This window comes from Pseudomonas cichorii, assembly GCF_003700275.1.
Lineage (GTDB): Bacteria > Pseudomonadota > Gammaproteobacteria > Pseudomonadales > Pseudomonadaceae > Aquipseudomonas > Aquipseudomonas cichorii_B.
The window spans coordinates 61245-75563 of record NZ_RBRE01000085.1 but is presented as its reverse complement, the minus strand read 5'-3'; the positions used below and the strand labels follow the sequence as shown (position 1 = coordinate 75563).

Below are 14319 nucleotides of genomic sequence, written 5' to 3'. Positions count from 1 at the left end.
GGGAACCGTGTGTAGAAGAATCCCGCACCCCATTGCGGGGTGCGGGATTCAGTGTTGCACCGGGCTGAATCGTTACTGTGACTGCTTTTCCCTGCGCTCGAGTTGATCAGGACTCTGAGAAAGGCTGTACACATACGCCGCCAGCAATTGCACCTTGTCATTGCCCAGCAAATCGGCCTGAGCCGGCATATGACCCTGGCGACCAAGACGAATGGTCTGTTGCAGTTGCGCAAGGCTGGTGCCGTAGATGAAACCGCCCGGTTGTGTGAGGTTTGGGGCGCCCATCGCTTCGACACCTTTACCTGTAGCACCATGACAAGCTACGCAGGTCGAGCTGAATACTTGCTGTCCGGCGTCCAGATTGGCGGTGTCGCCGGCAGGCAGTGGCAGGCCGGCCAGAGAGTGGCGAACATAGGCGGCAACGTTCTTGACGCCTTCCTCACCGATCACTTGTCCCCAGGCCGGCATCGCTGCGACCCGGCCCAGCATGATGCTGGTCTTGATGGTGTCGGCACTGCCGCCCCAGCGCCAGTTGCTGTCGGTCAGGTTCGGGAAGCCGTAGGCACCCTTGGCGTCCGAGCCGTGGCACACCGAGCAGTTGGACGCGAACAGGCGCCCGCCCATTTTCAATGCCTGCGGATCCTGGGCGACTTCTTCTACCGGCATGGCGGCGAATTTGGCAAAGACGGGGCCGAATCTGGCATCGGCCCTGTCCATTTCCTTTTCCCATTCATGGGCGCCGGTCCAGCCGTTTTCATAGCCAGGCAGGATGCCTTTCCAGTTACCCAGGCCCGGATAGAGAATCAGGTAACCGACAGCGAATACCAGAGTGCCGGCGAACAGCATGAACCACCATTGCGGCAACGGGTTGTCGTACTCCTCAATGCCGTCGAAGCTGTGGCCCATGGTCTGGTCGGTACTGCCCTTGGTTTCGCCTTTGCGGGTGCCGATCAACAGCCAGGTCAGCCCGATCAGGCTGCCGAGGGTCAGCACGCAGATATAGGTGCTCCAAAAGGTGGTCATGGCTGATTACTCCGCACGACAGGTTGTTCCGCTTCGGGTTTCGCGTCCGTGCTCAAGGGTTGTGGCTCATCGGCGAAGGGCGCCATGCGCGCTTCGGCGAATTCCTGGTTGCGTTTGCTGCTGGATACCCACAGGGACATCCCGATAAAGGCGATCGCTACTACCAACGTGCCGAGGCCGCGCAAGTCTTGGATATCCATGGCTCACCTCTTGCTCTTGATGGAAGTGCCGAGCACTTGCAGGTAGGCCACCAGTGCGTCCATCTCGGTCTTGCCCTTGAGGCTGGCAACTGCGCCGGAGATGTCGGCATCGGTGTAAGGCACGCCCAGAGTGCGCATGGCGCGGATCTTGGCTTCGGTATCGCGACTGTCCACCTGCTGGGTGACCAGCCATGGATAGGCCGGCATTTTCGATTCCGGCACGACGTTGCGCGGGTTGTACAGGTGGGCACGATGCCAGTCGTCCGAGTAGCGTGCGCCGACGCGTGCCAGGTCCGGCCCGGTACGCTTCGAGCCCCAGAGGAACGGATGGTCCCAGACGCTTTCACCGGCTACCGAGTAATGGCCATAACGCTCGGTCTCGGCACGGAACGGACGAATCATCTGCGAGTGGCAGCCTACGCAGCCTTCGCGGATGTAGATGTCGCGGCCTTCGAGTTGCAGTGCGGTGTAGGGCTTCATGCCTTCGACCGGCTTGTTGGTCACGTCCTGGAAGAACAGCGGCACGATCTGGGTCAGGCCGCCGATGCTGACGGCCAGGACCATCAGGATCATCAGCAGGGTGACGTTCTTTTCGATCACTTCATGTTTCATGGTCAGCTCCTCAGGCCATCTGCGCGGCAGCGGCGGCTTCGACAGGGCTGGAGGCCCGCACGGTGCGCCAGGTGTTGTAGGCCATCAGCAACATGCCGACGAAGAAGATGGCGCCGCCGGCCAGCCGCACGATGAAGCCCGGGTGACTGGCTTGCAGGGCTTCGACGAAGGAATAGGTGAGGGTGCCATCGTCATTGATTGCCCGCCACATCAGGCCTTGAGTGATGCCGTTGACCCACATCGAGGCGATGTACAGCACGGTGCCGATGGTGGCGAGCCAGAAGTGCGCATTGATCAGACCCAGGCTGTGCATCTGTGGGCGACCAAAGACCTTGGGAATCATGTGATACAGCGCGCCGATGGAAATCATCGCCACCCAGCCCAGAGCGCCGGCGTGTACGTGGCCGATGGTCCAGTCGGTGTAGTGCGACAGGGCATTGACGGTCTTGATCGCCATCATCGGGCCTTCAAAGGTCGACATGCCGTAGAACGCCAGGGACACCACCAGAAAGCGCAGAATCGGGTCGCTGCGCAATTTATGCCAGGCGCCGGACAGGGTCATCATGCCGTTGATCATGCCGCCCCAGCTTGGAGCCAGGAGAATCAGCGACATCACCATGCCCAGCGACTGCGCCCAGTCCGGCAGGGCGGTGTAGTGCAGGTGGTGCGGACCGGCCCAGATGTACAGGGTGATCAATGCCCAGAAGTGCACGATGGACAGGCGATAGGAATAGACCGGACGTTCGGCCTGCTTGGGCACGAAGTAATACATCATCCCCAGAAAGCCTGCGGTCAGGAAAAAGCCTACCGCGTTGTGTCCGTACCACCACTGGACCATCGCATCGGTTGCACCGGCGTATAGCGAGTAGGACTTGGTCAGGCTGACCGGCAGTTCCAGGTTGTTGACGATGTGCAGCAACGCTACGGTCAGGATGAAGCCGCCGAAGAACCAGTTGCCGACATAGATATGCTTGGTGGTGCGTTTGGCCACGGTGCCGAAGAACACGACGGCGTAGGCGACCCAGACGATGGCGATCAGGATGTCGATCGGCCATTCCAGTTCGGCGTATTCCTTGGATGAGGTGTAGCCCAGTGGCAGGGTGATAGCTGCAAGGACAATCACCAGTTGCCAGCCCCAGAAGGTGAACGCTGCCAGTTTCGGCAGGAATAACTGGGTCTGGCAGGTGCGTTGTACCGAGTAGTAGGAGCTGGCGAACAGCGCGCAGCCACCAAAGGCGAAGATGACCGCGTTGGTATGGAGTGGACGCAAGCGACCAAAGCTTGTCCACGGCAGGTTGAAGTTGAGCTCAGGCCAAACCAGTTGGGCGGCCAGAAAAACGCCGAGGCCCATCCCGACAATTCCCCAGATCACCGTCATAATGGCGAACTGGCGAACCACCTGATAGTTATAGGCGGTACTGTTAGTTGTGTTCATTTAGGTGTGTATCCCATCCAGCTTGGTCGGGGCCATTACGCACGGTTATAGCTCCGGGTTATTGGCAGACTCATCAGAAGCGAGGCAAGCATGGGCAATGGGCAAGGTGCCTGCATTGACAGGGATCAATGCGTACAACTGGCGCAGGACAGCGGCTGGATCTGGACGGCGGCGCAGCCGGGTATGGAAGGTGGCGGAGCAACGCTGATTCTGGCCCATGGTGCAGGTGCGCCAATGGACAGTGATTTCATGAACGACATGGCTGCACGCCTTGCTGCGCAAGGGATCAACGTCATGCGCTTCGAGTTTCCGTATATGTCTCAGCGGCGCGTTACGGGCGGCAAGCGTCCGCCTAATCCTCAGGGGCAGTTACTCGATTGCTGGCGTGAGGTGTATGCCCGTGTGCGACCCCATGTCGCTGGGCGTCTGGCCATCGGCGGCAAGTCGATGGGGGGAAGAATGGCCAGTCTGCTGGCCGATGAGCTGAAGGTCGACGCGCTGGTCTGCCTGGGCTACCCGTTCCATGCCGTGGGCAAACCGGAAAAGCCGCGCGTGGCACACCTGGCCGGTCTGCAGGCTCCGACCCTGATCGTTCAGGGCGAACGCGATGCGCTGGGTGATCGTGAGACGGTGCAGGGCTATGAGTTATCGGCTGCGATCAGTCTGCACTGGTTGCCGACCGCCAATCATGATCTCAAGCCCCTGAAGGTGTCGGGTCTGAGCCATGCACAATGCCTGGCCGAGTCAGCACAACGGATCGCCGGGTTTCTGCGGGGCTGATCACTTGCAGTGCACATCGAACGTGCCGTCCGTGACCTGGAAGTCCACCGCTGTGATGCTGAAGCTGAACGTTCCTCGCAGCCGCTGGCTTTGCAGGTCGGCTTCGAGCAGGGTGAAGGCGCCGGCCTGAAAATGCGCCGAGTGATAAATCACACTCTGCCAGTGCGGGCTCTCGTTATAGACCACCTTGATGCGCTCATTACCGAGCAGGTTGTAAGTGCCGGGCTCCAGGTCCTTGTCGAAAAACAGGCCGATGCTGGTGCGTTTATGGCCGACCTTGCCATCGGCGATGATTTTCCAGATCCAGTGACTGGGCGCCTGGGAAAGCTCCGGGCGTAACGTCAGCCTGCCCAGCAGAGACGAAACCTCCAGCGGTTGCCGGTTGACGCTTACCTTGAACTGGCCTTCGCAGGAGGGAGGGCGCACGAAGCGCTTGGGGGGAATGACGGGGTGGCGCATGATCTGGCTCTTGGAACGTGACGCGCAGAGATAGAAAGAGGGCGCCACCTTTCAGGTAACGCCCCAAAACGTTTCAGCCATGCCGCAGGTGATTCATCAGCGGATGGCGACGCCAAGACTGGCATTGTGATGCAGCAATTTGAAGTCTGCGCCTGTGACCAGATTTTTCACGTAGTACCATTTCCAGCCCACCAGATTGGTCATGGCGACGGTGTTGGACCAGTAGTTGCCATGGCCCATCGGCCAGCTTCTGCCATAGGCGCTGTGGATTTCATTGAGTTCATAGATAGACGGGATGCGTGCGCCCTGTGCTTCTGCAGCAGAGGTCATTCTGGAAAAGGAACCCGCGCCTATCCCCAGGCAATGAACCACGCCGGTTACGCTGACCTGATAGCTTTTCGTTGTGCCCAGGCTGTCCGTGACCGAAATGGTTGCCGTGCCTTTGCCTCGGGCAGAGGTCAGGCCATGATTGTCCACCTTGGCTACCAGTGGATCGCTTGAGCGATAGAAGTAAGGTGCCTGCCCCCCGCTGGCTGTGCGCTGGATCGTGGTGCCGGATGGCATGGCCGGCAGAAGATCGGGATAGCCCGGCAACAGGTAGACCTTGCCCTTGAGGGTGACGGGAGACGTATCGAACTCCAGTTCCTTGCGGATCTTCAGCCACAGTGTCGAGGACAGGGCCGCCGTGCCTGCACGAGTGACGGTGTAGGTGACGGTCGCTGCGTTGCTGGCCACGATCAAGGCTTTGGCGATGTTGAATTGCAGCTCGGTGTTGCTGCCCACGACCTGTGAAGGCGTATCGTAAGTCGTTGAGCCTCGCCAGTTGACCACCACGCTATCGCCGGTGCTCATGCCCTTGTAGGCCACCCGCACGATTGCTCCTGACTCCGGGATTTTCGATGGGATCACTACGCCATCGGCTCCCACGCTGTCCATGGTGGGCGCAGGCAACTCGATGCGTGTATCAACAACCTTCAGGGCCAGGGGTTCGGACTGTTGAACCACGCCGTTGGTGCGGTTGACGGTATAAAACACATGGATGGTCTGGCCTGCATTGGCATTGACCAGTGCCGCCGAGAACAGCAGTTCCTGAATCCGGCCCACATCGGCGGAGGTAATGATCTTTTCCTCGGTATCGCTGCCTTTGGGCCCTTGCCACTGCACCGTGATCCGATCATTCACGGCCAGGCTGGCGGCCGTGCCGATCTGTACAGTGGCGCCATTGATCGTATTGGCCGGATCGAGGGTATCGCCATTGGCTTCCTTGACAATCGGCAGCGGCAGCGGCGGCAGTACGGAGAGTTGCAGCTTGACCTGTCTGGCCTCCGAGTCCATGGAGACATTGCCCGCCTGATCGGTCACGGTGTAATAGACGGGAGCTTCGATATCGCCAATGGTCTCCAGAAATGACCTGACAAAATCCACATTCACCCGCTGCAGCCCCATGTCGTCCTTGTTGACCATGGTGATGGGCCCGGGAATCCGGTTCCAGTAAGTGCGAATGACATCGCCTTCCTTCATGCCGCTGTAACTGGCAATGCTTCCCCGCAACACGTTATGCACCAGTTCCAGTTCAGGCGATGTCAGGCCGTCATCGACGAAAGGTGGAAAGAGGATCGGGCCCAGTTGTGGATTGCCGGGAGCGGTACGGTCGATTTCGAGGCGGGTTTTCGCGGATCTGTTTTTTATCAGACTTTCCGGATTGTTGGTCTCATAGGCAACGCTATGTACGCCTTCAGTCAACAAGGCAACCGGGATCTCAAGCGTGAGTTTATCGCCGGGCACTTCATTCAGGATGGTTTTTTGTGGGCCGGCATTCATATCATTCCATATCAGCTGATACATATAACCCGGGCGTGCACCTTCCCATACGGTAAAAGTGATAATGACGGGCTTGTCCAGATACTCAATGGGCAATACTCCGTTTTCCAGTGCGGCAGGGATTGTCGGTTTTTCTAGATCGTCAAGTTGATTGAGCGGAGTTAAAGGGCTCATGGTGATGGACTCCATATTGTTTTGCAATGCGGGTCGCGTACGACCCGCATTGTTAATCAGCGAACGATGCAGGTCGGTTGAACCGAATCAAGCATGTTGAGAGGGGCTCGCGTAACTTTTGAAGTTACAGAACTCTGATTGCTGCCTGTTGGCGGATCGACGCGGAAACTTGCTTCTGCAAAACCGGTGCAAATAGTACGCAGGTTGCGATCGGGAACCGTAAAGGTATAACCATTGACGATGTCGTTGTTATCCAGTGTCCGGTTGGCGGTATAGTTGGATGCTTCGATCGGGTTGTTGCTCTTGTCAAACCCCTTGAAAGTCAGGGTAATCTTCTGGCCTTCAGCGATATTGATATAAGGCGCAATGTACATGTCGGCGCCATTGGGGTTGAGGATCGGTGCAATGAAACCCACTTCGTTGAGTTTGAAAGGCGGGCCATCCAGTCCGTCGGCGCCACCCGGAAGTTCTTCCTTGGAGCGGACTGTTACCAGTTGAACCGGACATTTGACCGGATTGGGATTTCCTGCGCGAGTCACGGTGTAATGAACAGGAATTTCCGCACCGGTGCCCTGGTTTTTCATGATTGCATTGTCGATGGGAATCAGCAGATCCCGGGCGGCAGCAATATCAGTGGCCCTGATCTGATACCACTGTGGCTTTTGTTGATCGCCCCAGAACAGGTTGAGGTTGTCGCTGATGGCAAAACCGGTATTCCATTTCACGACACCCAGCGCATTCAGTTCATAGTCTTCTTCATCGATGAAGTTGTCGGTGGTGTCAGGGCTTTCCACGCTGGTGCCCTGAACGATAAAGGTGTCCAGTGGCGTTGTAATCGGCAGGGTCAGAAATACATCGACAGTACTGTTGAGCGAAGTACCGGCAAGGTCCACCTGACGGGTAACTTCATAGAAAACCTGCACAGTGCCCACAGGATTCTTGTTCAGCGTCTCGAAGGGAATACGCAGCGACAGCACAATGTCTTCATTCTCGTTGCCCGGTGGGAGGGCAACCGGAACCAGAGGGTTGTTCTGGCCCCAGAACAGCCTGATCATATCCAGCGGACTGGCCCCTGGATATTGGGGGATATCGACCTGTACACCGGCCTGGGCTTCGGCATGATCGATCAGGCCGCCAACAGCAGGATCAATGATCGGCGCCGGAAAGTTTGCCGGAATATCCTGCAACTTGAGGGTGATCGGCACGGGGTTGGAATCGATGGACGGGTTGCCCGCCCGGTCGAATACCGTGTATTTGACCAGTTGCTCGGTATCGCCCAGGCTTTCCAGAAAATTGCGGGTAAAGGTGATAGCCACTCTGTCCAGGCCCATGTCATCTTCAGTGACGATTGCTTCCGGGCCCGGTGTTGTACCCCAGTAAGTCTTGACCACGTCATGTTTGGCCATGCCGGTATAGCCAGCAACCTGCACGTCCAGTTTTCCGCCCAGTTGCGCAAGTTCCGCTGCAGTCAATCCATTCTGAACTTCAGGTGGAAACAGAATGGCGCTGAGTTCCGGTTCGCCCGGAGCGGTTCTGTCGATCACCACGGTGAAGGGATTGGATTCGTTTTTGAGCAGGCTTTCTGGGTTCTGTGTCTGGTATTGGAGTTTGTGCGTTCCTTCGGTAAGAAGATCAACGGGGATTTCCAGGGTGAGGGGATCTCCCGGACGATGAGTATCAAGAATGGTCTTTTTCGGAGGTACTTCTTTATCATTCCAATAGAGCACGTAGGAATACCTTGGAATGGCACCCTGCCATACTTTAAGATCAACAACTACCGGATTATTCAATAGAGAGATAGGCAAAAGCCCCGGTGTGTCTTCGTCATGGAAAGCTTCGGCAATATCCGGCGCATCCAGAGTGATATCTTGTTCGCGGAAATTTTGATCGGGGATAATGGTCGGAGTTTGTGGTTGATGAGTCACTGTCTTGTTCCTTGAATATTAATCCAATAATGTGGCCCATGGGGATGCCCATGTGGCTGTTTGGCTTTACTGGCTGTAGAAGATGATATTGGCCAATTGATTCTTTAGCAGCGAGACTGACGTAATCGGTTTTTCTGCAAGTCGTCAATAGCAGGTGGTAAATATTTTTATGGTTGTGAAAAAATAGCTCAGGCATTTGATAGGCATGCTGTAGGAAATTCCGTAGGATAATCAACTCGATTATTTGGGAAGTTTCCTACTTTTTTATTTTTGGTTCTGTGCTCAATCACGCGAAACCCTAAAGCATCATTTGCACTTCGTTATTAGGGAGTGTGAAAGGTGATTTATAGAGCTAATGCTGCAAAAGGCAAAAAAATTTCTTCGGCTTTCCTGTCCGTGAGTGTGATTTTTACGCTTCAGGCTGGCGCAGATACAATCATGCCGTTGAGTGCGGAAACCAACCTTGTAAGTCCAGTCAATGACGGTAAGTTACCGCTGCAAGATAGTATTGATGTAGACCGTGAGATGACGGTGGATTCTTCTACGCCTGTTCATTCCTATTACCTGAAAAAAAACGGGATATTGAATATTGTCGAAGGTGGAGTAGCAGAGAATGTCAGAGGGGCTGACGCAAAGCTGGTTATCGATCACGGCACCGTCACGGCAGGGGTAGAGATATTTGACAGTTGGGTCAAGATGGACAATGCGACGATAACCAATGCCAACGGCTCTGGAGTGGGGCTCGGGGTCACCGAGGTGGTCAACAAGCCTGGAAGCAAGGCGTTTATCAATGACAGTAATATCTCTGGAGTGGGTATGGGGATTGGCGTGAGTCAGTTAAGCCGCGTTGAAATCAACAATACCGACGTTTATGCCGCCACTTCTGCATCCGGGCAAGGCAGCGGTGTAATGTTGGCGGGAGGCGACGCGCTCATTGCCGGCGGCAGCCATGTTCGCGGTGAGTTAAATGGTTTGCAGGTCATAGAGGGCCAATTCATACCGGACAACGACAATGCCGGTGTCACCAGCAGTGCAGTGATCGATAACTCGATTGTCGAAGGCATCAACGGTGCTGCAATCAGTGTCGATAAATCAGCTCTCTTTGGTGCTGTCGCAGATATTACCGTCCAGAACAACTCAACCCTGATCTCCGGTAACGGTAATCTGCTGGAGGTAAAGGACCGCGGCACGGCGAACTTCACCGTTTCCAACAGCACCCTCACCGGCAATCTGTTTGCCGATGACAGCAGTACCCTGAATGTCACCTTGAAGAAACAGGCTCTGTTCACCGGTGACATCATCAATGGCGACACGCTGGCCGTCGAGTCTGGTGCCCAGTGGCAGATGATTGGCGACAGCTCGATCCAGTCGCTGAGCATGGACCGTGGTGTGGTGAATTTCAGCGAGGACGGGTTTCATACCTTGTCCCTGAACGAGCTGTCCGGTTATGGCTCTTTCGGCATGCGCGTCGACCTGGACAACGGAGTGGGCGATCTGATCGATGTGAACGGTCAGGCCAATGGCGAGTTTGGATTGCGAGTCCGTAATACCGGCGTCGAGGTGGTTTCGCCGGACATGCAACCCTTGAGGGTTGTGCATACCGAAGGAGGAGATGCTCAGTTCAGCCTGATCGGCGGTCGGGTTGATCTCGGGGCGTACTCCTATCTGCTGGAGCAACAGGGCAATGACTGGTTCATTGTCGGCAGTGAAAAAGTCATCAGTCCTTCAACCAGTGCGGCCCTGGCGCTGTTCAATGCCGCACCGGTGATCTGGATGAGCGAACTGTCGACCTTGCGCAGCCGCATGGGCGAGGTGCGTGCCAGCGGCCAGGGCGGCGGCTGGATGCGAGCCTATGGTAATCGTTTCAATGCTGCTACCAGCGATGACGTCAGCTATCGCCACCAGCAGCAAGGGGTATCGCTGGGCGCGGATGCGCCGCTTCCGGTCCCCAATGGCCAACTGTTGCTGGGCGTCATGGGCGGCTACAGCAAGTCCGATCTGGATTTGAGCCATGGCACTACCGGTAAGGTCGACAGTTACTACATGGGGGCGTATGGCACCTGGCTGTCGGACGATGGCTATTACCTGGATGGGGTCATCAAGCTCAACAGCTTCCGCAACAAGTCCGACGTTTCCATGAGTGACGCCACCAGGGCCAAAGGCGATTACACCAACACTGGATTGGGGATGTCGGCAGAGTTCGGGCGGCACATCAAGCTGGCTGACGATTATTTCCTGGAGCCTTTTGCGCAGCTGGCGGGCGTCGTCATCCAGGGTGACGACGCCCGCATGGACAATGGCCTGTTGGCAAAAAACAGCGATACCCAATCGCTTCAGGCCAAGGTCGGCAGTTCTGTGGGGCGTAATATCGGGCTCAAGGACGGCGGGGTGTTGCAGCCTTACTTGCGGGTTGCTGTGGCCCAGGAGTTTTCCCGTGGCAATGACGTCAAGGTCAATAACTCGCGATTCGATAACAACCTGTTTGGCTCGCGTGCCGAGCTGGGAGCCGGAGTCTCTGTTTCATTGTCGGAGCGCCTGCAATTGCATGCCGACTTCGATTACATGAAAGGCCGGCATGTCGAGCAGCCCTGGGGGGCCAATGTAGGGTTACGACTCTCGTTCTGACGATTCCCTGCCAATCAGGCCCCCGGTGAGCAATCACCGGGGGCTTTTTTTCATAGATCCGGACGACGACGCTTCATGTTGCGTTTACGGCGGCGTTGCTTGTCCGTGACTGAAAGATGTTTATTGACCGTCACGCGCACCGTGGGCGAAGTACCGATCAAATCACCCGAACGATGTATTTCATAATACAGATCCACCGGGCCGTACTGGGCGTGAGGAATGAAGTTATAGGTAATGCACAGTATCCGCACAATGCCGCCTTTACCAAGCGGATGAAGCAGGGGGGTTGATAACTGGTGCAGTCCCCAATGCAAAACAATCAGGTCATCGCGCTGCAACAGGGGCGAGTGAGGTATATGTATGGAAACACCCGCATGAATCTGCTCATGGGTAATTATATTGTGTTTTACATTCGGCAAGAGTGGCGTCTTGAGGCTGGCAGATATATCGGACAGTATTTTGTTTTTAGGTGGCTTATCCATGATGATTCCTGAGTCCGCGGTGCAAACATTCGGGGTGATATGAAAGCTATTACAGGGAGGTATAAAGATTTGGTCAAGCGGGGTGCAACAGGCAGGGCGGAAGTAAGCGATATGTGAAGTGTTGTTACAAAAAAGGCGGTAGGCGGCGATGAGAATCAAGAGAGGACTTGTGATTGCAGGCGTTTGATTGTTTGAGCTGTGTGAAATATTTTGCAGCGTATTAGGGAGTTGCACCGAAAAGTTTTCGTCATGAATAAGTATTTTCCTGGTCGTGGAAAATGCATACAGGGCTATCGGAAACGTCTGGCTTAAAAACTTTAGTCGCGTCGGTTCAAATGGATTCTTGTCAATAATTTCAATATTTAAATGGGTGTTGGTTTTAGGGTGGATGCTGCCTGCGCACTGACCATGAGGCGCTGACAGGCGCTCAAGGTCAGGGGCTGCATCAACAGGGCGCAAAAAAATAGCCGCCAGGATGGCGAACTCTTTAGCGAAAATGCGATCATATCAATGTGCCACTTCGGCACCCTGTATGGAACTTGGATCATGGCTGGTTTCTTCAAGAAAACTCGCGCTTTTTCTCGTCTTAAAATCGCTGCCTTACTGATGGCCGGTATGGCTGGCTTGCCCGCTCATGCGGCAGTTGAGATCAGCTCGTTCAATGCTCGCGAGTACGACAGTATTGTAGCTGTCAATAAAGAGGGCGGGTATTCCTTGCGTAATACCGGCTTTAGCGTTGGTGATATACAGAATATGAAAAAAGCGCTGGAGTCTAATGCCAGTGAGTTGGCAAGCTTGAAGAAAGTCGTTAATGATCAAGCCAAACTCATTGAAGAACTCAAGCGTAATGGGCAATCCTCTGCTTCAAGTAGCAGCTCCAGCAACAGCGAGATTTCCAGCCTCAAGCGTCAGTCTGAGGAACAGACCCGTGGTATCAAGCAGCTTGAAGGGCAAGTCAGTGACTTGAAGCGTAGTGCCGGCAGCAGTAATAGTTCCAGTTCAAGTGAACTGTCCAGTCTCAAGCGTGATGTCAGCAATCAGCAACGTGATCTGGATAATGTAAAGCGTGAGCTTGATAACCTGAGCCGCAAGGTGAAATAACCGCGACTGTAAAGACACTCTGCACCTGTAAAAAAGCCCCGGTCAATCAGGATTGACCGGGGCTTTTATATTGCCTTGCAGACTTACCGGTTGAAGCGTTCAACCAGAGAGTACTGCGAGTTGGCGGTGTCGGTCAGTTCAGCGCTGAGCACCGCCGAGCGATGTGCTTCGTCGGAAGTCTGGTCGGCCAGCTCGGCAATCGTGGAGATGTTGCGGCTGATCTCTCCAGCGACCGAGTTCTGCTGTTCGGTGGCTGTGGCGATCTGGGTGGCCATCTCGGTGATGTTGGCGACCGCTTCGCTGATGCCCACCAGTGCTTCGTCGGCTTCAAGCACGCGCGCCACCCCTTCCTCGGCCTGACGGTGGCCCGAGTTCATGGTTTGTACGGCGTTGTTGGCGGTCTGTTGCAGTTTGGCGATCAGGCCATGGATCTGTCCGGTGGACTCGGTGGTGCGTTGTGCCAGTTGGCGCACCTCGTCGGCGACCACGGCGAAGCCGCGGCCCATTTCCCCGGCGCGGGCTGCTTCGATGGCGGCGTTGAGTGCCAGCAGGTTGGTCTGGTCGGCGATGCCTTTGATCACATCGACCACGCCGCCGATTTCATCACTGTCCTTGGCCAGTTGCGTGACGGTCAGGCCGGTTTCGCCCACGGAAGTAGACAGGCGTTGAATCGCATCACGGGTTTCACCGGCAATATCCCGGCCGCGAAGTGTCAACTGGTTGGCCTGCTGACTGGCATCGGCAGCGCGCTGGACATGGCTGGCGACCTGTTGGGTGGTTGCCGCCATCTGATTGATGGCCGTAGCCACCTGTTCAGTCTCGACCCGCTGACGCTCCAGCCCGGAAGAGCTGGAATTGGCCAGGGAGTTGGATTTGCGTGCCTGGGTGTTGAGGTGTTCGGCGGTGTCCTGCAGGCGGGTCAGGCAGGTTTTCATCCGCGCTTCCTGGCTGAGGATCGACATTTCCAGGCGCGCCTGCGGGCCACGGCTGTCGGTGTACATCTGGGCGATCAGTGGATCCGACGTTGTCTGTTCAGCCAGGCGCAGCAGGCGCTTGATGCCGCGCTGTTGCCAGGTCAGGCCGAGCAGGCCCAGCGGAACCGACAGTGCCGCAGCCAGAATGAAGCCCCAGTGTGAGTTGAGCCAGGCGCCGATCATGAAGCTCAACTGGCTGACCATGATGAACGGCAGCCAGTCCTGCAATATTGGCAGCCACTTGTCGCGGTTCGGGATAGCCGATTTGCCTTTGTTGATGCGGGCATACAGCGCTTCGGCGCGCTTGATCTGTTCGGCGGTCGGCTTGATACGCACCGACTCGAAGCCCACGACCTGCTTGTTCTCGAACATCGGCGTCACATAGGCATTGACCCAATAGTGATCGCCATTCTTGCAACGGTTCTTGACGATGCCCATCCACGGCTGGCCACTCTTGAGGGTGGTCCACATGTGCTGGAACACTGCCGCAGGGACGTCAGGATGGCGAACCAGGTTGTGCGGAGCCTTTATCAGCTCTTCGTGGCTGAAGCCGGAGACTTCCTGAAAGATCTCGTTGCAGTAGGTGATCACGCCCTTGGTATCGGTGGTGGAAATCAACCGTTGTTCAGCAGGAAATGTCCGCTCACGTTGAGTGACAGGCTGGTTGTTACGCATGGCTTTCGGTCCTTCGATCCAATAGGCTTCGGA

At 56.0% G+C, this 14319-nt stretch carries 12 protein-coding genes; 3 read left to right on the top strand and 9 right to left on the bottom strand.

Annotated features, from left to right (window positions below):
• Window positions 1-72: 72 nt before the first annotated feature.
• Genes ccoP through ccoN form a run of 4 tightly spaced genes read right to left on the bottom strand, consistent with a single transcriptional unit; the run spans window position 73 to window position 3270 of the window.
• Window positions 73-1023 carry a cytochrome-c oxidase, cbb3-type subunit III gene (gene ccoP, locus ALQ04_RS22585; protein ID WP_122317948.1) on the bottom strand — a complete coding sequence of 317 codons (951 nt, stop codon included), beginning with the start codon at window positions 1021-1023 and terminating at the stop codon, window positions 73-75.
• Window positions 1020-1223, bottom strand: a complete 204-nt coding sequence (locus ALQ04_RS22580; protein WP_122317947.1) for a CcoQ/FixQ family Cbb3-type cytochrome c oxidase assembly chaperone — start codon at window positions 1221-1223, stop codon at window positions 1020-1022. Before ALQ04_RS22580 ends, ccoP begins: the two co-directional genes overlap by 4 nt.
• 3 nt (window positions 1224-1226) lie before the next feature.
• Entirely contained in the window at window positions 1227-1835 is a 609-nt protein-coding gene (gene ccoO, locus ALQ04_RS22575; protein WP_122317946.1) for a cytochrome-c oxidase, cbb3-type subunit II, read from the bottom strand.
• A 10-nt stretch (window positions 1836-1845) separates the two neighbouring features.
• Entirely contained in the window at window positions 1846-3270 is a 1425-nt protein-coding gene (gene ccoN / locus ALQ04_RS22570; RefSeq protein WP_122317945.1) for a cytochrome-c oxidase, cbb3-type subunit I, read from the bottom strand.
• A gap of 90 nt (window positions 3271-3360) precedes the next feature.
• On the opposite strand from ccoN, the gene ALQ04_RS22565 reads away from it, so the two are divergent.
• Window positions 3361-4050: an alpha/beta family hydrolase gene (locus ALQ04_RS22565; RefSeq protein ID WP_122317944.1), complete on the top strand. Its 690-nt coding sequence runs from the start codon at window positions 3361-3363 to the stop codon at window positions 4048-4050.
• Here ALQ04_RS22565 and ALQ04_RS22560 read toward each other — a convergent pair whose 3' ends face one another.
• The 3 genes from ALQ04_RS22560 to ALQ04_RS22550 all read right to left on the bottom strand — a co-directional run bounded on the left by ALQ04_RS22560 (window position 4051) and on the right by ALQ04_RS22550 (window position 8429).
• Window positions 4051-4509 carry a hypothetical protein gene (locus ALQ04_RS22560; RefSeq protein ID WP_122317943.1) on the bottom strand — a complete coding sequence of 153 codons (459 nt, stop codon included), beginning with the start codon at window positions 4507-4509 and terminating at the stop codon, window positions 4051-4053. It lies immediately after the preceding gene.
• 96 nt (window positions 4510-4605) lie between these two features.
• Window positions 4606-6504 (bottom strand): hypothetical protein, encoded by a 1899-nt coding sequence (locus ALQ04_RS22555; RefSeq protein WP_259645068.1) that lies wholly within the window; start codon window positions 6502-6504, stop codon window positions 4606-4608.
• 56 nt (window positions 6505-6560) lie between these two features.
• A complete protein-coding gene (locus ALQ04_RS22550; protein WP_221033417.1) occupies window positions 6561-8429 on the bottom strand; it encodes a hypothetical protein in 1869 nt (622 codons plus the stop codon).
• An 816-nt stretch (window positions 8430-9245) separates the two neighbouring features.
• Between ALQ04_RS22550 and ALQ04_RS22545 the strand changes: the two genes are divergently transcribed.
• On the top strand, window positions 9246-11054 hold the full coding sequence (locus ALQ04_RS22545; RefSeq protein ID WP_259645073.1) for an autotransporter outer membrane beta-barrel domain-containing protein: 1809 nt from the start codon (window positions 9246-9248) through the stop codon (window positions 11052-11054).
• A 50-nt stretch (window positions 11055-11104) separates the two neighbouring features.
• Here the strand turns inward: ALQ04_RS22545 and ALQ04_RS27350 are convergent, their stop codons facing one another.
• Window positions 11105-11995 (bottom strand): hypothetical protein, encoded by an 891-nt coding sequence (locus ALQ04_RS27350; RefSeq protein ID WP_259645067.1) that lies wholly within the window; start codon window positions 11993-11995, stop codon window positions 11105-11107.
• Between the two features lie 87 nt (window positions 11996-12082).
• On the opposite strand from ALQ04_RS27350, the gene ALQ04_RS22530 reads away from it, so the two are divergent.
• A complete protein-coding gene (locus tag ALQ04_RS22530; RefSeq protein ID WP_122317939.1) occupies window positions 12083-12637 on the top strand; it encodes a hypothetical protein in 555 nt (184 codons plus the stop codon).
• A gap of 83 nt (window positions 12638-12720) precedes the next feature.
• Here the strand turns inward: ALQ04_RS22530 and ALQ04_RS22525 are convergent, their stop codons facing one another.
• Window positions 12721-14286 carry a PAS domain-containing methyl-accepting chemotaxis protein gene (locus ALQ04_RS22525; protein WP_122317938.1) on the bottom strand — a complete coding sequence of 522 codons (1566 nt, stop codon included), beginning with the start codon at window positions 14284-14286 and terminating at the stop codon, window positions 12721-12723.
• Window positions 14287-14319 lie beyond the last annotated feature (33 nt).

Coding starts and splice junctions, on each gene's coding strand:
- ccoP (WP_122317948.1), bottom strand. CDS start 1,023: ATGACCACCTTTTGGAGCACCTATATCTGCGTGCTGACCCTCGGCAGC.
- ALQ04_RS22545 (WP_259645073.1), top strand. CDS start 9,246: ATGGGGATTGGCGTGAGTCAGTTAAGCCGCGTTGAAATCAACAATACC.
- ccoO (WP_122317946.1), bottom strand. CDS start 1,835: ATGAAACATGAAGTGATCGAAAAGAACGTCACCCTGCTGATGATCCTG.
- ccoN (WP_122317945.1), bottom strand. CDS start 3,270: ATGAACACAACTAACAGTACCGCCTATAACTATCAGGTGGTTCGCCAG.
- ALQ04_RS22565 (WP_122317944.1), top strand. CDS start 3,361: ATGGGCAATGGGCAAGGTGCCTGCATTGACAGGGATCAATGCGTACAA.
- ALQ04_RS22560 (WP_122317943.1), bottom strand. CDS start 4,509: ATGCGCCACCCCGTCATTCCCCCCAAGCGCTTCGTGCGCCCTCCCTCC.
- ALQ04_RS22530 (WP_122317939.1), top strand. CDS start 12,083: ATGGCTGGTTTCTTCAAGAAAACTCGCGCTTTTTCTCGTCTTAAAATC.
- ALQ04_RS22525 (WP_122317938.1), bottom strand. CDS start 14,286: ATGCGTAACAACCAGCCTGTCACTCAACGTGAGCGGACATTTCCTGCT.
- ALQ04_RS22555 (WP_259645068.1), bottom strand. CDS start 6,504: ATGAGCCCTTTAACTCCGCTCAATCAACTTGACGATCTAGAAAAACCG.
- ALQ04_RS22580 (WP_122317947.1), bottom strand. CDS start 1,223: ATGGATATCCAAGACTTGCGCGGCCTCGGCACGTTGGTAGTAGCGATC.